This is a genomic window from Streptomyces sediminimaris (assembly GCF_047049295.1).
GTDB classification, from domain to species: Bacteria; Actinomycetota; Actinomycetes; order Streptomycetales; family Streptomycetaceae; genus Streptomyces; species Streptomyces sediminimaris.
Window position 1 is genome coordinate 4,433,278 of the sequence record NZ_JBJWOT010000001.1, and the last position, 20,073, is coordinate 4,453,350.

Annotated in this window: 18 protein-coding genes; 8 read left to right on the forward strand and 10 right to left on the reverse strand. The window is 71.2% G+C overall.

Annotation, left to right across the window (positions count from 1 at the left end; all coding sequences use genetic code 11):
* The 3 genes from ACJ9NR_RS20595 to ACJ9NR_RS20605 form a co-directional block, all read right to left on the reverse strand.
* Nucleotides 1-1,002, reverse strand: coding sequence for a phosphotransferase (locus tag ACJ9NR_RS20595; protein WP_412494043.1), 1,002 nt, complete (start codon nt 1,000-1,002; stop codon nt 1-3).
* Nucleotides 1,003-1,094: 92 nt separating this feature from the next.
* A complete protein-coding gene (locus ACJ9NR_RS20600; protein WP_412494044.1) occupies nt 1,095-1,517 on the reverse strand; it encodes a pyridoxamine 5'-phosphate oxidase family protein in 423 nt (140 codons plus the stop codon).
* A gap of 73 nt (nt 1,518-1,590) precedes the next feature.
* On the reverse strand, nt 1,591-2,250 hold the full coding sequence (locus tag ACJ9NR_RS20605; RefSeq protein WP_412494045.1) for a response regulator: 660 nt from the start codon (nt 2,248-2,250) through the stop codon (nt 1,591-1,593).
* Nucleotides 2,251-2,627: 377 nt separating this feature from the next.
* On the opposite strand from ACJ9NR_RS20605, the gene pdhA reads away from it, so the two are divergent.
* From pdhA to ACJ9NR_RS20620, 3 genes are read left to right on the forward strand one after another with little or no spacing between them, the layout of a single operon-like run.
* Nucleotides 2,628-3,806 (forward strand): pyruvate dehydrogenase (acetyl-transferring) E1 component subunit alpha, encoded by a 1,179-nt coding sequence (gene pdhA, locus ACJ9NR_RS20610; RefSeq protein WP_412494046.1) that lies wholly within the window; start codon nt 2,628-2,630, stop codon nt 3,804-3,806.
* A gap of 1 nt (nt 3,807) precedes the next feature.
* Nucleotides 3,808-4,815 carry an alpha-ketoacid dehydrogenase subunit beta gene (locus tag ACJ9NR_RS20615; RefSeq protein WP_412494047.1) on the forward strand — a complete coding sequence of 336 codons (1,008 nt, stop codon included), beginning with the start codon at nt 3,808-3,810 and terminating at the stop codon, nt 4,813-4,815.
* Between the two features lie 10 nt (nt 4,816-4,825).
* Nucleotides 4,826-6,256 carry a dihydrolipoamide acetyltransferase family protein gene (locus ACJ9NR_RS20620; protein WP_412494048.1) on the forward strand — a complete coding sequence of 477 codons (1,431 nt, stop codon included), beginning with the start codon at nt 4,826-4,828 and terminating at the stop codon, nt 6,254-6,256.
* 102 nt (nt 6,257-6,358) lie between these two features.
* Here the strand turns inward: ACJ9NR_RS20620 and ACJ9NR_RS20625 are convergent, their stop codons facing one another.
* Nucleotides 6,359-7,246 (reverse strand): D-alanyl-D-alanine carboxypeptidase family protein, encoded by an 888-nt coding sequence (locus tag ACJ9NR_RS20625; protein ID WP_412494110.1) that lies wholly within the window; start codon nt 7,244-7,246, stop codon nt 6,359-6,361.
* 216 nt (nt 7,247-7,462) lie between these two features.
* Here ACJ9NR_RS20625 and ACJ9NR_RS20630 point away from each other — a divergent pair, with 216 nt between their 5' ends.
* Entirely contained in the window at nt 7,463-8,125 is a 663-nt protein-coding gene (locus tag ACJ9NR_RS20630; protein WP_412494049.1) for a GntR family transcriptional regulator, read from the forward strand.
* On the forward strand, nt 8,122-9,465 hold the full coding sequence (locus tag ACJ9NR_RS20635) for an MFS transporter (protein WP_412494050.1): 1,344 nt from the start codon (nt 8,122-8,124) through the stop codon (nt 9,463-9,465). Before ACJ9NR_RS20630 ends, ACJ9NR_RS20635 begins: the two co-directional genes overlap by 4 nt.
* A 261-nt stretch (nt 9,466-9,726) precedes the next feature.
* On the opposite strand, the gene ACJ9NR_RS20640 is transcribed toward ACJ9NR_RS20635, so the two are convergent.
* Nucleotides 9,727-10,551 carry a maleylpyruvate isomerase family mycothiol-dependent enzyme gene (locus ACJ9NR_RS20640; protein WP_412494051.1) on the reverse strand — a complete coding sequence of 275 codons (825 nt, stop codon included), beginning with the start codon at nt 10,549-10,551 and terminating at the stop codon, nt 9,727-9,729.
* Between the two features lie 182 nt (nt 10,552-10,733).
* On the opposite strand from ACJ9NR_RS20640, the gene ACJ9NR_RS20645 reads away from it, so the two are divergent.
* Entirely contained in the window at nt 10,734-11,531 is a 798-nt protein-coding gene (locus ACJ9NR_RS20645) for a carbon-nitrogen family hydrolase (protein WP_412494052.1), read from the forward strand.
* A 30-nt stretch (nt 11,532-11,561) separates the two neighbouring features.
* Here ACJ9NR_RS20645 and ACJ9NR_RS20650 read toward each other — a convergent pair whose 3' ends face one another.
* The 4 genes from ACJ9NR_RS20650 to ACJ9NR_RS20665 form a co-directional block, all read right to left on the reverse strand.
* Complete coding sequence (locus ACJ9NR_RS20650; RefSeq protein WP_412494053.1) at nt 11,562-12,056, reverse strand: LURP-one-related/scramblase family protein; 495 nt, start codon at nt 12,054-12,056, stop codon at nt 11,562-11,564.
* A 117-nt stretch (nt 12,057-12,173) separates the two neighbouring features.
* The gene (locus ACJ9NR_RS20655) at nt 12,174-12,422 is read right to left on the reverse strand and encodes a DUF6458 family protein (protein ID WP_412494054.1); all 249 of its coding nucleotides are present in this window, start codon (nt 12,420-12,422) and stop codon (nt 12,174-12,176) included.
* Between the two features lie 318 nt (nt 12,423-12,740).
* Nucleotides 12,741-14,057: a M18 family aminopeptidase gene (locus tag ACJ9NR_RS20660; RefSeq protein WP_412494055.1), complete on the reverse strand. Its 1,317-nt coding sequence runs from the start codon at nt 14,055-14,057 to the stop codon at nt 12,741-12,743.
* A 118-nt stretch (nt 14,058-14,175) separates the two neighbouring features.
* Nucleotides 14,176-16,002, reverse strand: a complete 1,827-nt coding sequence (locus ACJ9NR_RS20665; protein ID WP_412494056.1) for an acyl-CoA dehydrogenase — start codon at nt 16,000-16,002, stop codon at nt 14,176-14,178.
* 156 nt (nt 16,003-16,158) lie between these two features.
* Here ACJ9NR_RS20665 and ACJ9NR_RS20670 point away from each other — a divergent pair, with 156 nt between their 5' ends.
* Both ACJ9NR_RS20670 and ACJ9NR_RS20675 read left to right on the forward strand, forming a co-directional pair.
* The gene (locus ACJ9NR_RS20670; RefSeq protein WP_412494057.1) at nt 16,159-16,626 is read left to right on the forward strand and encodes an SseB family protein; all 468 of its coding nucleotides are present in this window, start codon (nt 16,159-16,161) and stop codon (nt 16,624-16,626) included.
* Nucleotides 16,627-16,734: 108 nt separating this feature from the next.
* Nucleotides 16,735-17,706 (forward strand): pirin family protein, encoded by a 972-nt coding sequence (locus ACJ9NR_RS20675; protein WP_412494058.1) that lies wholly within the window; start codon nt 16,735-16,737, stop codon nt 17,704-17,706.
* Nucleotides 17,707-17,771: 65 nt separating this feature from the next.
* Here ACJ9NR_RS20675 and ACJ9NR_RS20680 read toward each other — a convergent pair whose 3' ends face one another.
* A complete protein-coding gene (locus ACJ9NR_RS20680; RefSeq protein WP_412494059.1) occupies nt 17,772-19,964 on the reverse strand; it encodes a SpoIIE family protein phosphatase in 2,193 nt (730 codons plus the stop codon).
* Nucleotides 19,965-20,073 lie beyond the last annotated feature (109 nt).

Genomic DNA, 20,073 nt, shown 5'->3' on the forward strand with positions numbered 1-20,073 from the left:
TCACTCCGCGAACGCCGCGCACACCGCGTCGTACTCCCGCGTCCACCACACCGCCAGCGCGGAGGCCGCCGGGAACTGGGGGTCGGCGCGGGTGTCGCCGCGTTCGTAGTGCCAGCGCAGCATCCAGAAGTCGTTGAGGCGTTCCCACCACACCCGGTGCACGGCCGCCGCGAGCTCGGAGGGCGTGGCGCCCGCCGTACGCCGGTACGCGCGCGCGTAGGCGCGCACCTTGGGCAGGTCCAGGGCGCCGGCGGGCCGTACGAAGAAGATCGCGGCGGCGCGCACCGCCTCCTCCGCGCGCGGGCCGAGGCCGAGCCGGTCCCAATCGACGATCGCGGCGGGCGCGTCTCCCCGGTAGAGCAGGTTGAACGGGTGGAAGTCGCCGTGCACCCAGCCCACCTGGCTCCCGCACGGGGGGCGCCGGTCGGCGTGCTGCTCCAGCAGCGTGCGGCGCTCCAGGAGGCGGTGGCGGGCCAGTTCGTCGAAGGCGTCGGCGGGGCGGTGCCGGCGTACCCGGCCGAGCAGGTCGTCGATGAGGGCGAAGGTGTCGGCCGGGTCGGCGGCCTCGGGCGCGGTGCGGGTCCGCGCGTGGGCCGGCATCACGCGCTCCAGGCTCGCGTGCACCACGCCCAGCAGCGCCCCGAGCCGGCCGCACTGCCCGGTGGTGAGCTGCCCGCCGTCCCGGTGCCGCCCGTCGACCCAGGGGTGCAGCGCGTACGCGTGCCCGCCGACGACGGCGACCGTGCGGCCGTCCCGGCCGGGCAGCGGCGGCGCCACCGGAACGCCCAGGTCGGCCAGGCGCTGGGTGGCCCGGTGCTGGCGGGCGATCGCGGCCGGATCGGCGGTCTCGGGGTCGAAGTGGTGCTTGAGGAAGTAGCGGCCGCGCGTGGTGCACAGGCGGTAGCCCCGGTTCAGCAGGCCCTGGTCGACGGGCTCACAGGTGACGGCGGAGCCCGCGGTGTACTGGCGCAGCAGGGCGCCCAGCGGGGGCGCGTGAGGCATGGGGGGTGGTACAGATGAGCGCGGCACGCGCCAGATGGTAGGGCACGGGCCAGGGCTGTGAGCTGGGCGTTGTCACAGGCAGTCGCAATCGGTCACAGCATGTGCGCGAAGTGGCGTTCCGGGCTGTCGCCGGCCGAGTGCACCGTCCCGAACTGCGGCTCGATGCGCAGATGGACGGGCTCGTACGGCACCCCGTCCACCAGCCCGGGCGCCGCCCCGAACCGCTCGGACTCGGCGGCCGTCGGCTCGTACGCCGTGCACGCGCCGACGATCTGGACGGACCACAGGCCCTCGCCCGGTTCCGCCGAGCCGAGGTTGTCGGAGCCGTAGGCGACGACGTTGCCGGCGCACGCCCGGTGGCAGCCCCAGCTGCGGGGCAGGCGCAGCAGCACCCGGCCGTCCGCGACGATGTGCCGGGCGAAGGCCAGGAAGGGCAGGGCGCGCACGCTGGTGGCGACGCGGCCGTAGTCGGTGCGGGCGAGCAGGGCGACGGCGAGTCGTTCGTCGGAATGCATGTACTCACTGTGCGTGCGGGACGGGAGCGGGAACAGGGACGTAAGTCCTCAATTGCTCGTTTCCCGATCACTCTCAGTGTTTTTCCGCCTGAATCCGTGCCACGTACGCGGCGGCCTGGGACCGCCGCTGCATGCCGAGCTTGGACAGCAGGGTGGACACGTAGTTCTTGATCGTTTTCTCGGCCAGGTGCAGCCGCTCGCCGATCTGGCGGTTGGTGAGGCCCTCGCCGACGAGGCCGAGGATCCTGTGCTCCTGCTCGGTGAGCCGGGCGAGCCGGTCGTCCTGCCTGGGGCCGCCCCCCTCGCGCAACCGCTCCAGCACGCGCGCGGTGGCCACCGGGTCGAGCAGCGACTTCCCGGCCGCCACGTCCCGCACGGCCGCGAGCAGCTCGGCGCCCCGGATGGCCTTGAGGGCATAGCCGGAGGCGCCCGCCATGATCGCGTCGAAGAGGGCCTCGTCGTCGGCGTACGAGGTCAGCATCAGGCACTGCACGGACTCGTCCCGGGAGCGGATGTCCCGGCACACCTCCACGCCGCTGCCGTCCGGGAGCCGTACGTCGAGCACCGCGACGTCGGGCCGGATGGCCGGAATCCGTACCAGCGCCTCGGCCGCCGTGCCCGCCTCGCCGACCACCTCGATGTCGTCCTCGGCCGACAGCAGCTCGTGCACCCCGCGCCGTACCACCTCGTGATCGTCGAGGAGGAATACCCGGATTTTTCCTTCTTCGCGCACGTAGGCAGTCTCACACAGGGGTAGGAGTACCGCTCGAGGTGAACTCTTCCCGTGAGCTGGGTCACCGGGATAACGTGCCGTTGTTCCGGCCCCCTGCAAGGCTGTGACCAGGAGTTGTTCCGGGCTTTCGCGATTTACTTGGAAATCCAAGCAAAATCGCAGGTCAGGAGGGGTTTCACAGAAATGTGGAGCACTGGGTAACGTGCTTTTTGCAGGGCGCTCGCCGGGGCACCTGTCACGCCTGTTCCCGACCGGGCCGCACCCACCCTGTGCGCCCGCGGGGCAACAGGTGAGCCTCCCTCAGGCTCCTGAACGGAGCTGGGGGGACCCCCAGGCTCCCGGCGAACCCGGGTAGCCGGACCGACGGAGGAGCACACGTGAGCGTGGAGAGCACTGCCGCGCGGAAGCCGCGACGCAGCGCCGGAACCAAGAGCACGGCCGGCAAGCGCACGACCGCAAAGAACGCGCCGGGCACCGACCCCGAGCTCGTCCAGCTGCTGACGCCCGAGGGCGAACGGCTGAAGAACGCCGAGTACGACGCGTACGTCGCCGGCATCACCCCCGATGAGCTCCGCGGCCTCTACCGCGACATGGTGCTCACCCGCCGCTTCGACGCCGAGGCCACCGCCCTGCAGCGCCAGGGCGAGCTGGGCCTGTGGGCCTCGCTGCTGGGCCAGGAGGCCGCGCAGATCGGCTCCGGCCGGGCCACCCGCGAGGACGACTACGTCTTCCCCACCTACCGCGAGCACGGCGTCGCCTGGTGCCGCGGGGTCGACCCCACCAACCTGCTGGGCATGTTCCGCGGGGTGAACAACGGCGGCTGGGACCCGGCCGGCAACAACTTCCACCTGTACACGATCGTCATCGGCTCGCAGACGCTGCACGCCACGGGCTACGCGATGGGCGTGGCCAAGGACGGCGCGGACAGCGCGGTGATCGCCTACTTCGGCGACGGCGCCTCCAGCCAGGGCGACGTCGCGGAGTCCTTCACCTTCTCCGCCGTCTACAACGCCCCGGTGGTGTTCTTCTGCCAGAACAACCAGTGGGCGATCTCCGAGCCGACCGAGAAGCAGACCCGCGTGCCGCTCTACCAGCGCGCGCAGGGCTACGGCTTCCCGGGCGTGCGGGTGGACGGCAACGACGTGCTGGCCTGCCTCGCGGTGACGAAGTGGGCCCTGGAGCGGGCCCGCAACGGCGAGGGGCCGACCCTGGTCGAGGCGTACACGTACCGCATGGGCGCCCACACCACCTCCGACGACCCCTCGCGCTACCGCGGCGACGACGAGCGGCTGGCCTGGGAGGCGAAGGACCCGATCGTGCGCCTGCGCCGGTACCTGGAGGGCGCAAACCACGCGGACGAGGGATTCTTCGCGGAACTCGAGACCGAGAGCGAAGCGTTGGGCAAACGAGTGCGCGAGGCGGTCCGCGCCATGCCGGACCCGGACCACTTCGCCATCTTCGAGAACGTGTACGCGGACGGGCACGCGCTCGTCGACGAGGAGCGAGCCCAGTTCGCCGCCTACCAGGCGTCGTTCGCCGATGAGGGGGGTCACTGAGATGGCAGAGGCTGCGACGGCCAAGGCCGTGACGTCGAAGAACATGGCCCTGGCCAAGGCGATCAACGAGTCGCTGCGCCGCGCCCTGGAGACCGACCCCAAGGTCCTGGTCATGGGCGAGGACGTCGGCAAGCTCGGCGGCGTCTTCCGGGTGACCGACGGCCTGCAGAAGGACTTCGGCGAGAGCCGGGTGATCGACACCCCGCTGGCCGAGTCCGGCATCGTCGGCACCGCGATCGGCCTGGCCCTGCGCGGCTACCGCCCGGTCGTGGAGATCCAGTTCGACGGCTTCGTCTTCCCGGCGTACGACCAGATCGTCACCCAGCTCGCGAAGATGCACGCCCGCTCGCTGGGCAAGGTCAAGCTCCCGGTCGTCATCCGCATTCCCTACGGCGGCGGCATCGGCGCCGTGGAGCACCACTCCGAGTCCCCCGAGTCGCTCTTCGCGCACGTGGCCGGCCTGAAGGTCGTCTCGCCGTCCAACGCCTCGGACGGCTACTGGATGATGCAGCAGGCCATCCAGAGCGACGACCCGGTGATCTTCTTCGAGCCGAAGCGGCGCTACTGGGACAAGGCCGAGGTCAACACCGAGGCCATCCCGGGACCGCTGCACAAGGCGCGCGTCGTGCGCCCCGGCACCGACCTCACCCTCGCCGCGTACGGCCCGATGGTGAAGCTCTGCCAGGAGGTGGCCGACGCGGCCGCCGAGGAGGGCAAGTCCCTGGAGGTCCTGGACCTGCGCTCGGTGTCCCCGCTGGACTTCGACTCCGTCCAGGCCTCGGTGGAGAGGACGCGCCGCCTGGTCGTCGTCCACGAGGCGCCGGTGTTCTTCGGCTCGGGCGCGGAGATCGCCGCCCGGATCACGGAGCGCTGCTTCTACCACCTGGAGGCCCCGGTCCTGCGGGTGGGCGGCTACCACGCCCCGTATCCGCCGGCCCGCCTGGAGGAGGAGTACCTGCCGGGCCTGGACCGGGTGCTCGACGCCGTCGACCGCGCCCTGGCGTACTGAGGAGAGGGTCGTGACGACGATGACGCAAGCGTCCGTACGCGAGTTCCGGATGCCGGACGTGGGCGAGGGCCTCACCGAGGCCGAGATCCTCAAGTGGTACGTCCAGCCCGGCGACACGGTCACCGACGGCCAGGTGGTGTGCGAGGTCGAGACCGCGAAGGCGGCGGTGGAACTGCCCATCCCGTACGACGGGGTGGTCCGCGACCTGCACTTCCCCGAGGGCACCACGGTGGACGTGGGCACGGCGATCATCGCGGTGGACGTGTCGGGCGGGGCGGCGGCCGCCGAGCCGGAGCCGGAGGAGACGGTCCCGCAGGAGGAGCCCGAGCCCCAGCCCGAGGGCTCGGGCCGCCAGCCGGTCCTGGTGGGCTACGGCGTGGCGACGTCCTCCACCAAGCGCCGCCCGCGCAAGGGCCCCGAGGTCGTGGTCCCCCAGGCCTCCACGGCCGTCCAGGCGGAGCTGAACGGCCACGGCCCGGCCGACCAGGCCGCCGCCCCGGCTCCCGCGGGGACGGCCGAGGCGCCGCGCCCCCTCGCCAAGCCGCCGGTGCGCAAGCTGGCGAAGGATCTCGGCGTCGACCTGGCGACGGTCACCCCGTCCGGTCCGGACGGCATCATCACGCGTGAGGACGTGCACGCCGCGGTCGCGCCGGCCGAGGCGCCCGAGCCGGCGGTGGAGGCGCCCGCGGCCCCCGCGGCCCCCGCACCGGTTCCCGCCGCCGCGCAGGCGTACGACACCGCCCGTGAGACCCGTGTCCCGGTCAAGGGCGTGCGCAAGGCCACCGCCCAGGCCATGGTCGGCTCGGCGTTCACGGCGCCGCACGTCACGGAGTTCGTGACGGTGGACGTGACCCGCACGATGAAGCTGGTCGAGGAGCTCAAGCAGGACAAGGAGTTCGCCGGTCTGCGGGTGAACCCGCTGCTGCTGATCGCCAAGGCCCTGCTGGTCGCGATCCGGCGCAACCCGGACGTCAACGCCTCCTGGGACGAGGCGGCCCAGGAGATCGTGGTCAAGCATTACGTCAACCTGGGTATCGCGGCGGCCACCCCGCGGGGCCTGATCGTCCCGAACATCAAGGACGCGCACGCCAAGACCCTGCCGCAACTGGCCGAGTCGCTGGGCGAACTGGTGTCCACCGCCCGCGAGGGCAGGACGTCCCCGGGCACGATGCAGGGCGGCACGGTGACCATCACCAACGTCGGCGTCTTCGGCGTCGACACCGGTACGCCCATCATCAACCCCGGCGAGTCCGCGATCCTCGCGGTGGGCGCGATCAAGCTCCAGCCCTGGGTCCACAAGGGCAAGGTGAAGCCCCGTCAGGTCACCACGCTGGCCCTGAGCTTCGACCACCGGCTGGTGGACGGCGAGCTGGGCTCCAAGGTCCTGGCGGACGTGGCCGCGGTCCTGGAGCAGCCGAAGCGGCTGATGACCTGGGCGTGACGGCCCGGCACGGTACCGGCTGAGACGGTACCGGACGAGACGGAAGGGCCCCGTCGCCGGCGGCGACGGGGCCCTTGGCGCGTCATGCGTGCCCGGTGGGCGTCAGATCCTCGCGAAGCCGTAGGACATGAGCTTCTTCGCGTCCGACTCGCGCGCCGAGAGGGAGGAGGAGGCGAGGACGGTGCCGATGACCGTCCTGCCGCCGCGGGTGGCGGCGAAGACGAGGCAGTACTTGGCCTCGGGGCCGGAGCCGGTCTTCACGCCGATCGTGCCGCGGTAGCTGCTGAGCAGCCCGTTGGTGTTCTTCCACGGAGCCATCGTGCGGGTGCTGCCCGTCCGGGTGATGGTCTTCGCCGTGTACTTCTTCGTCTTCACGACCGTGCGGAACATGGAGCTCTTCATCGCGCTGCTCGCGATCTTCGTCAGGTCGCGCGGCGTCGAGTAGTTGTGGCCATTCCCTATGCCGTCGAACGAGTCGAAGTGGGTGTTCTTCAGGCCCAGCTTCTTGGCGGCGGTGTTCATCTTGCCGATGAAGGACTTCACCCGGGCGGACCGTGTCGAGCCCGAACCGAACTTGTCCGCGAGCGCGTAGGCGGCGTCGCAGCCGGACGGCAGCATCAGGCCGTACAGCAGCTGGCGGACGGTGACCTTGTCGCCGACGATCAGGTGGGCCTGGGAGGCGTTCCTGGAGACGACGTAGTCGCTGTACGCCTTCTGGATCGTCACCTTGGTGTTGAGGTTCAGGTGCGGCGAGGCGAGCACGACCTTCGCGGTCATGATCTTGGTCGTGGAGCCGGTGGAGCGCCTGGTGTCCGCCGCCTTGGCGTACAGCGTCCTGCCGCCCGAGTTGTTCATCACGTAGCCGCCCCTGGCCGCGATGGAGGGCGTCGAGGCCGCCTGCGCGGGCGCGGCGGCCAGGGCTCCGGTCGCGAGCACCGCTCCTGCGGTGACGCTGACCGCGGCGGCTCTGCGCAGCCGGCGGCCCTTCATGCCGATGTTGGCACTGGTCAACTGAAATACCCCGATTACGTCGAATGCCCCTGAGGTGCGGCCGAGTTGGAGGGTGAAGAAGGCCGGGCCGCACGTGTGTGACACGTAAGTAGCACAGAAGGTTGTGTCCTTGCTGGGGCGGGTCCCTCCGACGGAGGACAGTCCGCATGACGGACGGAATCCTTCATGCGTCTGTGTTGTATCTATGCTGTCCGCATGAGTACCTCGGGGACCCTCACCGCCAAGCAGCCGCCCGCCGCCGACCGCGTGTACACCCATGTCAAGCAGGGCGTCCTGGAGCGCCGCTACGAGGGCGGCACCCTGCTGACCGAGGGCGAGCTCGCCGAGGCCGTGGGGGTCTCGCGCACCCCGGTGCGCGAGGCGCTGCTGCGGCTGGAGGTGGAAGGGCTGATCAGGCTCTACCCGAAGAAGGGGGCCCTGGTCCTGCCCGTGTCCGCGCAGGAGATCGCGGACGTGGTGGAGACCCGGCTGCTGGTCGAGGAGCACGCGGCGCGCAAGGCCGTGCCCGCGCCCGCCGGGCTCGTCGAACGGCTCGAGGAACTGCTCGCGAGGCAGAAGGAGCAGGTCGCCGCCGGCGACCTCGCCGCGGCCGCCGTGACCGATCGCTGCTTCCACGCCGAGATCGTCCGCAGCGGCGGCAACGAGATCCTCTCCCGGCTCTACGACCAGCTGCGCGACCGCCAGCTGCGGATGGGCGTCGCCGTGCTGCACTCCCACCCCGACCGGGTCGCCAAGACCCTCGCCGAACACGCGGAGATCCTCGAGGCGCTGCGCTCCGGGGACATGGAGGCGGCCGTCGGCGTCGTCCACCGGCACGTCAGCTGGTTCTCGCACCTGGCGCGGGGCGAGGTCCGATGAGCTCCCCCGCCTCTTCCTCCTCCTCTCCCTCTCCCTCCCACTCTTCCTCCTCCGTAGCCCTGCCGGGTGACCCGCCGGGCGGCCGCCGCGCGACGGCGGTGTGGAGCATCGGCGTCTCCGTCTACTTCGTCGCCGTGATCTTCCGCACCTCCCTCGGCGTCGCCGGCCTCGACGCCGCCGACCGCTTCCACGTGAACGCCTCGGCGCTGTCGACCTTCTCGATCCTCCAACTGCTGGTCTACGCCGGCATGCAGATACCCGTCGGCCTGCTGGTGGACCGGCTCGGTACCAAGAGGGTGCTGACCATCGGGGTGGTGCTGTTCACGGCGGGCCAGCTCGGCTTCGCCTTCTCCCCCTCGTACGGCACGGCCCTCGCCTCCCGGGCGCTGCTCGGCTGCGGAGACGCGCTGACGTTCATCAGCGTGCTGCGGCTCGGCACCCGCTGGTTCCCGGCCCGCCGCGGACCGCTGGTCGCGCAGCTCGCGGGCCTCGCCGGCATGGCGGGCAACCTGGTCTCCACACTCGTGCTGTCCCGGCTGCTGCACGGCGTGGGATGGACGGCCGCCTTCGCGGGCAGCGCGCTCGCCGGCGTCGTCGTACTCGTCCTGCTCCTGCTCTTCCTGAAGGACCACCCGGAGGGCCACGAGCCGGAACCGCTGCCGCACCAGGGCGCCGCGTACGTGCGGCGGCAGATCGCGGCCTCGTGGCGGGAGCCGGGGACCCGGCTCGGGCTGTGGGTGCACTTCACGACGCAGTTCCCGGCGATGGTGTTCCTGCTGCTGTGGGGCATGCCGTTCCTGGTCCAGGCGGAGAGGCTGTCCCGCGCCACGGCCGGCGAGCTGCTGACGCTGGTGGTCCTGTCGAACATGGCCGTCGGGCTGGTCTACGGCCAGATCATCGCCCGGCACCACGCGGCGCGGCTGCCGCTGGCGCTCGGGACCGTCGCGGCGACGGCGTCGGTGTGGGCGGCGACGATCGCCTACCCGGCCGAGACCGCGCCGATGTGGCTGCTGATCGTGCTGTGCGCGGTGCTCGGCGCCTGCGGCCCGGCGTCGATGATCGGCTTCGACTTCGCGCGGCCCGCCAACCCGGCCGAGCGTCAGGGGACGGCCTCCGGGATCACCAACATGGGTGGTTTCGTCGCGTCGATGACCACCCTGTTCGCGATCGGGGTGCTGCTCGACGCCACCGGTGACAACTACTCCGTCGCCTTCTCCGCGGTGTTCGTGCTGCAGGCGCTCGGGATCAGCCAGATCCTGCGGCTGCGCGGGCGGGTCGCCCGGCGCGAGCGGGAACGGCTGGTGGCGAGCCGGGTGGAGACGGTGCACGTGCCCGCGTGAGGCGGGACCGCACACGGCCGGCCGGTCCTTCGTAGCGCGGCTCCCGCTCCCTTCCCGGGCGGGTGACGGCGCTGCCGTGGAGCGAGGACCCGCGCGGCCCCATGGGCCCGCGGCCCGAGAGGCCCGGCCCCTCGCGGCCGGCGAACGCGGTCCTCGCCTCCGCGAAGGCAACCCGCCGATGCACCGCCCCGCCCGAGGGGCCCGCCGGCCTCGGGCGGTGTCGCCACGACGGTGACCGAGGCCGCCGGGCCGGAGGGGGCCCTACGACGTCACCGTGAAGTTCTGCAGTATCGCCGACGTCAGCTCCGGGTCGCCCTCGGCCTTCACCCGGTCCGCCACGGCCTCCGGCGTCACCCGGCCGCAGGCCAGGCGGACGAAGGTCTCCCAGTCGAGGGTGAGGGTGGCGGCGGGGCCGAGCGCGGGGGCGGTCTCGAGGGTGCCGCGGCCCTGGATGTCGACGCGGATGGTGCGCAGGAACTCGATCGGGCCGTGCACGTCGAAGACGATCGCCGAACTGCGCGGCGCGGACGCCATGTCGGCGACGACCGCGGGCAGCTGGGCCAGGAGCACGTCACGCGCGATGTGCGCGCCGGGGGAGTCGAGGTTCCCGGGGCGACCGAGAGCGGCCCGCAGATCCTGCTCGTGCACCCACACGTCGAAGGCGTGCTTGCGCATGGCCTCCTCGAGGGTGGTCTCGGCACCCAGCGGGCCGCGCACCTTGGTGCCCGGGTCGCGCGTCTCGTTGCGCAGCTGGCGGTTGCGGCGGATGATCACGTACTCCAGCTCGGAGGTCATCTCCGGCGCCGTGTGGTGGCGGCGGACGTCGACCTGGATCTCCATGTAGCGCTGGAGGTCGTTGGTGACGTGGAACAGGTCGCGCGGCAGCGTGTGGATGGGGCGCGGGTCGCCCAGCATCTCGCAGTCGAGGCCGATGACGTGGGAGACCACGTCCCGGACCGACCAGCCCGGGCACGGCGTCCGCCGGTTCCACTCTCCCTCCACAAGGGGGCCCACCAGTTCGGATATCGCTTCGATCGAGTGGGTCCAGGCGTCGGCGTAGGGCTGGAGGGTGGGATGCAGACTCACGGAACGGGACCCCTCGGCGGTCGGTACACGGGCGGTTGGTGGCAGCGTTGCCAGCGGGAGGTGGCTGCACTCGGCGGGTGTCTTAAAGCGCTAAGTTACGCTGCTGTGAGGCACCCCGGCAGTGCTTTCGTGTGACGATCGTAGGCCCGTGTGGACGGCTCGAATGCCAGGACGGTGGTAGTGTGCGCGCCTCTCTGCTCCAGATCGACGTGAACGAGGGCGAATCGGTCCAATCGCGTCGGCACCGGGTGGCCGGCCTGGTGAGGGAGCAGGCCGGAGCCGATCTGGTCGTGCTGCCGGAGCTGTGGACCACGGGCGCCTTCGCCTACGAGGCGTTCGCCGACGAGGCCGAACCGCTGCGGGGGCCGACCCTCGAAGCGATGGCGAAGGCCGCGAGCGACGCGGGCGTCTGGCTGCACGCGGGCTCGATCCCCGAACGGGACCCCGACGGCACCCTCTACAACACCTCCCTCGTCCTCTCCCCCTCCGGCGACCTGGCCGCCGCCTACCGCAAGATCCACCGGTTCGGCTTCGACAAGGGCGAGGCCGTGCTGATGGGCGCGGGCCGCGACCTGGTGACGGTCCGCCTGCCCGAGACCACCCTCGGCGTGGCGACCTGCTACGACCTCCGTTTCCCCGAGCTCTTCCGCGGTCTCGCCGCCGGCGGCGCCGAGACCCTCGTCGTCCCGGCGGGCTGGCCGGAGCGCCGCCGGTCGCACTGGACGCTGCTGGCCCAGGCGCGGGCGGTCGAGAACCAGGCGTTCGTGCTCGCCTGTGGAACGGCCGGGACACACGCCGGAGTTCCGCAGGCGGGTCACTCGATCGTGGTGGATCCGTGGGGGGAGGTGCTCGCGGCGGCGGGCGCCGGTGAGGAGGTCCTCAGGGCGGAGTTCGACCCCGGGAAGGTCGCCGTGACCCGGGAGCAGTTCCCCGCCCTCAAGGACCGCGTGCTGGGCCTGGAGCCGCCGCACCGCCCGTAGCGGCCGTCCAGCCGGCGGTCCAGGCCGTCCTCAGTCGCCCTCCCGCTCCTTCTCCGCCAGGTGGATCACGCACACCGCCACCGCGATCAGCAGCGCCGGGTCCGCGTCGTCGCGCACCACGTCGACGCCGTACGTCTCCCGCACGTGCAGCCAGCGCCGGGAGATCACGGCCAGCAGCTCGCCGTCGTACTCCACGGCGAACTCCCGGTCGAGGATCTTGCCGCTGACGTCGAGCTCGGTGCCGTCGGTCAGGGAGACCCGGTAGTGGTTGCGCAGCAGGGAAAGGCGCTTGCGCCTGATGGTGGCCAGGGTGTCGCCGTCCCGCTCGATCACCATGGTGTCGCGCAGGGAGAACATCTTCTGGTGGATGTCGATCAGGACGCGCCCGCGCGTGTCCTTGATCTCGAAGGTGTCCCTCAGGCGCATGGCCTTGCCGTCGACGAGGAACACCTTGCTGCCGTGCTCGTCCTCGATCCAGTAGTCGTCACCGAAGCCGAGGAGCCGGTCGCGTACGAGGAATCTCATACCGTCACCGCTTCCCCGGCGGCCGGTCCGAAACGCCGCCGATAGGCCGACGGGCTGAGCCCGGTGCCGGCCCGCACGCGCGCGGAGGCTGCCGCCGGTGCCCGCCGGCGTGGGTGCTCAGATGCCGTAGCCGTCGCTGTAGCCGTCCCGGTGGTGGTGGTGCTCCTCCTCCACGACCGGCGTCGTGGGTGGGACCATCACCCGCCGGCGGCGCGCGATGCTGCTGTAGGTGGCTACGCCGATCAGCCCGACGATCATGAGGATGATGCCGACCAGATCGAGGTTGACCCCCTTCATGTGCCAGTCGGTCGCGAAGGTGAGAATTGCTCCCGCGGCGATGAGAACGATGCATCCGCCGAGGCCCATGAGTGTCGCCTCCCTGTCCGGTCCGGCTGCTTCCGGACTCCCGGTCAACTCCGTGTACCCGGAGGCATGCCGCTCATGCGGACCCGGCCGCTCCCGCCGCACGAGGCGGTCTTCGCAGGCCCAAGTCCCCCCGCGGGACCGCTGATCGCCCAGCGGTGAGCGCGCGTCCGCGCGGGGGGACCCGGCCGGAAGCCGTCCCTGGGGCCCGGCCGGACGTAACCCTGCGAGACCGGGCCGGACGTCAACTCCGTGAGACCGGCGCGACGTCAATCCCGGGAGACCGGGCCGGACGTCAACCCCGGGAGACCGGGCCGGACATCATCCCTGCAGGAAAGCCACCAGCGCGTTCGCCAGCAGATGCGGGTCGTCGGCCCCGCACAGTTCGCGGGCGCTGTGCATCGACAGGATCGCCACTCCGATGTCCACGGTCCTGATGCCGTGGCGGGCCGCGGTGATCGGGCCGATCGTCGTGCCGCACGGCATGGAGTTGTTGGAGACGAAGGACTGGAAGGGGACGTCCGCCCGCTCGCAGGCGGCGGCGAAGACCGCGCGGCCCGAACCGTCCGTGGCGTACCGGTTGTTGACGTTGACCTTGAGGATCGGGCCGCCGTTGACCCGCGGGTGGTGCGTCGGGTCGTGCCGCTCCGCGTAGTTGGGGTGGACCGCGTGACCGGTGTCCGACGACAGGCAGACCGTGCCGGCGAAGGCTCTCGCCCGGTCCTCGAAGGTCCCCCCGCGCGCGAACACCGAACGCTCCAGCACACCACCGAGCAGCGGCCCGTCCGCGCCGGTGTCCGACTGCGAGCCGTTCTCCTCGTGGTCGAAGGCGGCGAGCACGGGAATGTACGGCAGATCGCGCCCGGCGACCGCCGCCAGCGCGGCCACGCCCGCGTGGACCGACAGCAGGTTGTCCATGCGCGGCCCCGCGACCAGCTCCTGGTCCCGGCCCAGGTAGGACGGCGGCTCCACGGAGTGCGTCATCAGGTCCCAGCCGGTGACCTGGCCCGCGCCGAGCCCGAACTCCTCCTCCAGGAAGGCGATCAGATCGCCCTCGCGCACGTCGTCGCCCAGTCCCCAGACCGGCAGCACGTGGCGCTGCTTGTCGAGCTTGAGTCCCTCCGCCGACACCGAGCGGTCCAGGTGGATGGCGAGCTGCGGGACCCGCATCAGCGGCCGGTCGACGTTGACCAGACGCGTCGAGCCGTCCCGCAGGGTGAGCCGGCCCGCGAGACCCAGGTCGCGGTCGAGCCAGGAGTTCAGCAGCGGTCCGCCGTAGATCTCCACCGCCACCTGGCGCCAGCCGTGCGCCCCGGTGTCCGGCTGCGGCTTGACCCGCAGGTTCGGGGAGTCGGTGTGCGCGCCGACGATACGGAACGGCGTGTGGGGCGCCGCGCTCTCGGGGACGTACCAGGCCACGATCGCGCCGCCGCGCAGCATGTACCGGCCGCCGCTGCCCGCGGCGGAGACGGCCGACGTGTCCGCGTCCCAGGCGTCCGTCTCCGCGACCTGCCGGAACCCGGCCTTCTCCAGCCGCTCGGCGGCACTCGCCACCGCGTGGTAGGGCGACGGGCTCGCCGCGAGGAAGGACATCAGGTCGTCGGTGTGGCCGCGGTCGAAGCGGGGGGGTTCGCTCATGGGGTTCACCTTAACGACGTACGAGGGCCCACTCCTCTTACGGGGAGCGGGCCCTCGTGAGGGCGATGTGGAATTCTGGCTACCCAGGACCCGGGCTGCCGGAACCCGGGCGGAAGGGCTAGAACGCGGCCTCGTCCAGCTCCATCAGGTCCAGGTCGACGCCCTCGGCGAGCTTGCGCGCACCGGTGACGCCGGGCAGCACGGTGGCCGCGAAGAACTTCGCCGCCGCGATCTTGCCCTGGTAGAACGCCTTGTCCTTGCCGGCGGCCGTCGGGAGCTTCTCGGCGGCGATCGCGGCACCCTTCAGCAGCAGGTAGCCGACGACCACGTCACCGGAGGCCATGAGCAGGCGGGTGGTGTTCAGGCCCACCTTGTAGATGTTCTTGACGTCCTGCTCGGTGGCCGCGAGGTCGGTCAGCATCAGGCCGACGATGGCCTCCAGCTCGACGGCGGCCTTCGCCAGGTGCTCACGGGCGCCCGCCAGTTCCTCGCCGCCCTCACCGAGCGCCAGGAACTTCTTGATGTCCTCGGCGAGCGAGTTCAGCGCGGCGCCCTGGTTGCGGACGATCTTCCGGAAGAAGAAGTCCTGGCCCTGGATCGCGGTGGTGCCCTCGTAGAGGGTGTCGATCTTGGCGTCCCGGATGTACTGCTCGATCGGGTACTCCTGCAGGAAGCCGGAGCCGCCGAAGGTCTGCAGCGACTGGGCGAGCTGCTCGTAGCCCTTCTCGGAGCCGTAGCCCTTCACGATCGGCAGCAGCAGGTCGTTGAGCGCGTGCTCGGCCTTGGCGTCCTCGCCGCCGGCCTCCTTGACCTGGATCGCGTCCTGGATCGAGGCGGTGTACATCACCAGCGCGCGCATGCCCTCCGCGTACGCCTTCTGCGTCATCAGCGAGCGGCGTACGTCGGGGTGGTGGGTGATGGTGACCTTCGGCGCGGTCTTGTCCATGAAGTTCGCCAGGTCCGGACCCTGGACGCGCTCCTTGGCGTACTCCAGCGCGTTCAGGTAGCCGGTCGACAGCGTGGAGATCGCCTTCGTGCCGACCATCATGCGGGCGAACTCGATGATGCGGAACATCTGGCGGATGCCGTCGTGCTTGTCGCCGATCAGCCAGCCCTTGGCGGGGTGCCGGTCGCCGAAGGTCATCTCGCAGGTGTTGGAGGCCTTCAGGCCCATCTTGTGCTCGACGTTCGTCGCGTACACGCCGTTGCGCTCGCCCAGCTCGCCGGTCTCGAAGTCGAAGAGGTACTTCGGGACGAGGAAGAGGGACAGGCCCTTGGTGCCGGGTCCCGCGCCCTCGGGGCGGGCGAGGACGTAGTGGAGGATGTTCTCCTCCATGTCGTGCTCACCGGAGGTGATGAAGCGCTTGACGCCCTCTATGTGCCAGGAGCCGTCCTCCTGCTGGATCGCCCTGGTGCGGCCGGCGCCGACGTCGGAGCCCGCGTCGGGCTCGGTCAGCACCATGGTGGAGCCCCAGGTCTTCTCCACGGCGAGCTTGGCTATGTGCTTCTGGACCTCGTTGCCCTCGTCGAAGAGGATGCCGGCGAAGGCCGGGCCGGAGGCGTACATCCACACGGCCGGGTTGGAGCCCAGCAGCAGCTCCGCGTACGCCCAGATCAGCGAGCGCGGGGCGGTGGTGCCGCCGATCTCCTCGGGCAGGCCCAGGCGCCAGTACTCGGAGTCCATGAAGGCCCGGTAGCTCTTCTTGAACGTCTCCGGGACGGGGGCGGTGTTCGTCTCCGGGTCGAAGACCGGCGGGTTGCGGTCGGCGTCCGCGAAGGACTCGGCCAGCTCGTTCTCCGCGAGACGGGTCAGCTCCTCCAGGATGCTCTTCGCGGTCTCGGCGTCCGTCTCGGCGAACGGTCCGGCGCCGTACACCTTGTCCCGTCCGAGGACTTCGAACAGGTTGAACTCGATGTCGCGGAGATTCGACTTGTAGTGCCCCATGGCGACGGCTCCGTTGAGAGTTATCGGCGAGGCACTGGTTGTGGACCCTCGCGCTGCTTCTAGTTCACGTACCAACAAGTAGCTACGATGATGCTACCCGTCGGTAATAAGAAGCAACCCCGAATGGGTCATCTGTGACTCAGTACTCTTGCGCTCATGTACGGCTATGACCAGAACGTGGGTGCGGGTGCTCAGCAGCAGTACGCCCAGCCGCCGCCGGGCCCGGGCGGTTACGGGCAGCAGTCACCGCTGTATCCCGAGCCGTCCCCGCCGTCGCTCGCCGACGCGGTGCGGGCCTTCACCACCGGCCAGCTCTCCGCGGAGGACTTCCAGCAGGTCTTCGCCACGTCGAAGGTCTACTGCCCGCGCGGTGACAACCCCGGCTTCCTCGCCCTGCACAACACCCAGCAGCCGGTGATCCCGATGTTCACCTCGCTCAAGGAACTGCGCCGGTACGCCGGCAAGGAGTCCAAGTACTTCGTGATCACCGGGGCCGAGGTCATCGACCTGCTGCCCACCGGCTACGGCTTCGTCCTCGACATGGAGGGCGAGCACCGGATGGTGTTCGACGCGAAGGCCGTGGAGCAGATGGTCGAGTTCGCGATGCGCAGGATGTACGGCTGACATCTGCCGAGCGCGAGCCCGGAGGGAATGCCCTCCGGGCTCGCTCTGTTGTGGGTGGCAGAAAGTTCAATGCTCAACTAAACTGGCCGCACACAAGGAGGTACCGACATGCCTGCAGTGACCGTCGAGAACCCGCTGACACTGCCGCGCGTGACCGCGTCGGCCGATGCCGTGGCCCGTCCCGTGCTCGCCGTCACGACCGCGCCGAGCGGCTTCGAGGGCGAGGGTTTCCCGGTGCGCCGGGCCTTCGCCGGGATCAACTACAAGTACCTCGACCCGTTCATCATGATGGATCAGATGGGCGAGGTGGAGTACCAGCCAGGGGAGCCGAAAGGGACCCCGTGGCATCCCCACCGCGGCTTCGAGACCGTCACGTACATCATCGACGGGATCTTCGACCACCAGGACTCCAACGGTGGCGGCGGCACCATCACCAACGGGGACACCCAGTGGATGACGGCGGGCTCGGGCCTCCTGCACATCGAGGCGCCGCCGGAGGCGCTGGTCATGTCCGGCGGGCTCTTCCACGGCCTGCAGCTGTGGGTGAACCTCCCGGCCAAGGACAAGATGATGCCCCCGCGTTACCAGGACATCCGCGGCGGCAGCGTCCAGCTGCTGTCCACCCCGGACGGCGGTGCGCTCCTGCGGGTGATCGCCGGTGAGCTGGACGGACACCAGGGTCCCGGCATCACGCACACCCCTATCACGATGATCCACGCGACGCTCGCGCCGGGCGCCGAGGTCACCCTGCCGTGGCGTGAGGACTTCAACGGCCTCGCCTACGTCCTGGCCGGCCGGGGGGCGGTCGGCAGCGAGCGCCGCCCGGTCCGGACGGGGCAGACGGCGGTCTTCGGTGACGGCGGTTCCCTGACCGTCCGCGCGGACGAGAAGCAGGACTCCCACACGCCGGACCTGGAGGTCGTGCTGCTGGGCGGGCAGCCGATCCGTGAGCCCATGGCCCACTACGGCCCGTTCGTCATGAACACCCGCGAGGAGCTCCAGCAGGCCTTCGAGGACTTCCAGAAGGGCCGCCTGGGGACGATCCCCGCGGTGCACGGGATGTCGGAGGGCGGCCTGTAGGAAGGCGCCTGTAGGAAGGCGCCTGTGGGGAGGCCCGGCCCCGCGGGGCCGGGCCTCCGGGACGTTCAGGGACCGGACGGGCGCTGAGCCGGCCCGGTCCCTGCGGCCGAACCGTCGGGCTCGTAGAGCTCGAACCAGATGCTCTTGCCCTCGCCCTGGGGGTCCACGCCCCAGGTGTCGGCGAGGAGTTCCATGAGGACCAGGCCGCGGCCGGAGGAGGCCAGTTCGCCCGGACGGCGCTTGTGCGGGAGGGCGTCGCTGGTGTCGGTGACCTGGACGCGCATCCGGCGGCTGCCGGGCTCGCCGCGCACCTCGGCCAGCAGCAGGGCGTCGGCGTCCGTGTGGACCAGGACGTTGGTGAGCATCTCGGAGACCAGCAGCACGGCGGAGTCGACCTGGTCGGGTGAGGGCCAGTCGTGCAGCAGCTCGCGCAGCTGCTGCCGGGCGACCGCCACCCGCTCCGGTTCGGCCTGCGCGACGGACAGCATGGTGCGGCGCACCGGCGGCGGCACGAACAGGGTCTCGCCGGAGCCCTCCCCCGGCCGGTGCAGCAGCAGTACGGCTATGTCGTCCTCGCGCCGGTCGGCGAGCGGGCCGGTGGTGTGGTGCGAGGACGGCCCGTGCACGCCCTGCACCAGGGCGTCGGCCAGTTCCTCCAGATCGCCCTTGTGCTCCTCGAGGATCGTGCGCAGCCGCTGCCAGCCGCTCTCCAGGTCGTGCCCGCCGGTCTCGATCAGACCGTCGGTGCAGATCAGCATGGTCTCGCCGGGTTCCAGGGTGATCCGGGTGGTCGGGTAGTCGGCGTCCGGGTCGATGCCGAGCGGCAGACCGCCCGCCGTCGGCCGGGCCAGCACCGTGCCGTCGGTCATCCGGATCACCGGGTCGGGATGCCCGGCGCGGGCGATGTGGAGGGTGCCGGTCGCCGGGTCGGCCTCCACGTACAGGCAGGTGGCGAAGCGCTGGTCCGTGAGCGCGTCGTCCGCGGCGACGCCGTGGGCGGTGACGCCGTCCGTCATGCCGTGCAGGAAGCGGGAGGCGCGGGAGAGCACCGCGTCGGGGCGGTGGCCCTCGGAGGCGTACGCCCGCAGGGCGATCCGCAGCTGGCCCATCAGGCCGGCCGCGCGGACGTCGTGGCCCTGCACGTCGCCGATGACCAGGGCGATGCGTCCTCCGCCGGAGGGGGGACCCCCGGGCAGCGGGATCATGTCGTACCAGTCGCCGCCGACCTGCAGGCCGCCGCCGGTGGGCACGTAGCGGGCCGCGACGCTCATGCCCGGTATCTGCGGGCCGAGGGTCGGCAGCATCGAGCGCTGCAGCCCGTCGGTCAGGGCCCGCTCGGACTCGGCGGTGCCGGCCCGGGACAGCGCCTGGGCGAGCATGCGGGCCACCGTCGTCAGCACGGACCGCTCGTCGGGGTTGAAGGTGACGGGGTAGGCGAAGGCCGCCATCCAGGCGCCCATCGTGCGCCCGGCCACCGTCAGCGGCAGGAACGCCCAGGAGTGGCGGCCGAAGGTCGAGGCGAGGGGCCAGGCGGCCGGGTAGCGGGCCTTGTACTGGTCGGGGGTGGAGATGTAGACGGCGCGGCCGGTGCGTACCACCTCGGCGGCCGGGTAGTCCGTGTCCAGGGACATGTGCGAGAAAGGACTGTCGTCGCCGGGCTGGTGCCCGTGGTGGCCGATGATCGTCAGCCGGTCGCCCTCGACGCCGAAGACCGCGAGTCCGTCCGGCGTGAACCCCGGCATCGACAGGCCCGCCGCGACCCGCAGCACCTCCGCCGTCGACCGCGCCTCGGCCAGCGCACGGCCCGCGTCCAGCAGGAAGGCCTCCCGGGAGCGCCGCCAGTCGCCGGTGACGGCGCTGCGCCCGGCCGGCGTGCCCGGCGCCGGCTCGGTGACCTCCTGGAGGGTGCCGGTCAGCCGGAAGGCGCGCCGTACGGGGTCGAACGACGGCTTGGAGCGGGAGCGGACGACGCGGATCACCCGGCCGTGCTCGTCCATGACCCGGATCCGCACCTCGGCCAGCGTGCCCTCGGCGACGGCGAGCCCGACCACCGCCGTGATCTCGTTCCAGTCGACCGGATGGAGCCGGGCCCTGGCCTGGGCCTCCGTGAGAGTGGTGCCTTCGGCGGGCAGCCCGAGCAGCCGGGCGGCCTCGGCATCGACCGTGACCTTCTCCGTGGCGGTGTCCCAGTGCCACAGGCCGGTCGCGAGGGCGGCGAGAACCTCCCCCACGGCGGGCAGAGGCTCGCCAGTGCGCATTGCCCTACTTTATGGAGTGGGGATCCGGAAGTGCCACCGATCGCCGCTCCTCGATGGTGGGGAGCCCCTCTCGGGGTGCCCGGTACGCTGGGGGTGTTTCACGTGAAAC

Excerpts from the sequence above, each read along its gene's own strand:
- ACJ9NR_RS20655 (WP_412494054.1), bottom strand. The coding sequence starts at position 12,422 with ATGGGCCTCGGCGGATGCATCGTTCTCATCGCCGCGGGAGCAATTCTC.
- ACJ9NR_RS20615 (WP_412494047.1), top strand. The coding sequence starts at position 3,808 with ATGGCAGAGGCTGCGACGGCCAAGGCCGTGACGTCGAAGAACATGGCC.
- ACJ9NR_RS20630 (WP_412494049.1), top strand. The coding sequence starts at position 7,463 with ATGAGTACCTCGGGGACCCTCACCGCCAAGCAGCCGCCCGCCGCCGAC.
- ACJ9NR_RS20595 (WP_412494043.1), bottom strand. The coding sequence starts at position 1,002 with ATGCCTCACGCGCCCCCGCTGGGCGCCCTGCTGCGCCAGTACACCGCG.
- ACJ9NR_RS20660 (WP_412494055.1), bottom strand. The coding sequence starts at position 14,057 with ATGAGCGAACCCCCCCGCTTCGACCGCGGCCACACCGACGACCTGATG.
- ACJ9NR_RS20665 (WP_412494056.1), bottom strand. The coding sequence starts at position 16,002 with ATGGGGCACTACAAGTCGAATCTCCGCGACATCGAGTTCAACCTGTTC.
- ACJ9NR_RS20635 (WP_412494050.1), top strand. The coding sequence starts at position 8,122 with ATGAGCTCCCCCGCCTCTTCCTCCTCCTCTCCCTCTCCCTCCCACTCT.
- ACJ9NR_RS20670 (WP_412494057.1), top strand. The coding sequence starts at position 16,159 with ATGTACGGCTATGACCAGAACGTGGGTGCGGGTGCTCAGCAGCAGTAC.
- ACJ9NR_RS20650 (WP_412494053.1), bottom strand. The coding sequence starts at position 12,056 with ATGAGATTCCTCGTACGCGACCGGCTCCTCGGCTTCGGTGACGACTAC.
- ACJ9NR_RS20625 (WP_412494110.1), bottom strand. The coding sequence starts at position 7,246 with ATGAAGGGCCGCCGGCTGCGCAGAGCCGCCGCGGTCAGCGTCACCGCA.
- ACJ9NR_RS20600 (WP_412494044.1), bottom strand. The coding sequence starts at position 1,517 with ATGCATTCCGACGAACGACTCGCCGTCGCCCTGCTCGCCCGCACCGAC.
- ACJ9NR_RS20675 (WP_412494058.1), top strand. The coding sequence starts at position 16,735 with ATGCCTGCAGTGACCGTCGAGAACCCGCTGACACTGCCGCGCGTGACC.
- ACJ9NR_RS20680 (WP_412494059.1), bottom strand. The coding sequence starts at position 19,964 with ATGCGCACTGGCGAGCCTCTGCCCGCCGTGGGGGAGGTTCTCGCCGCC.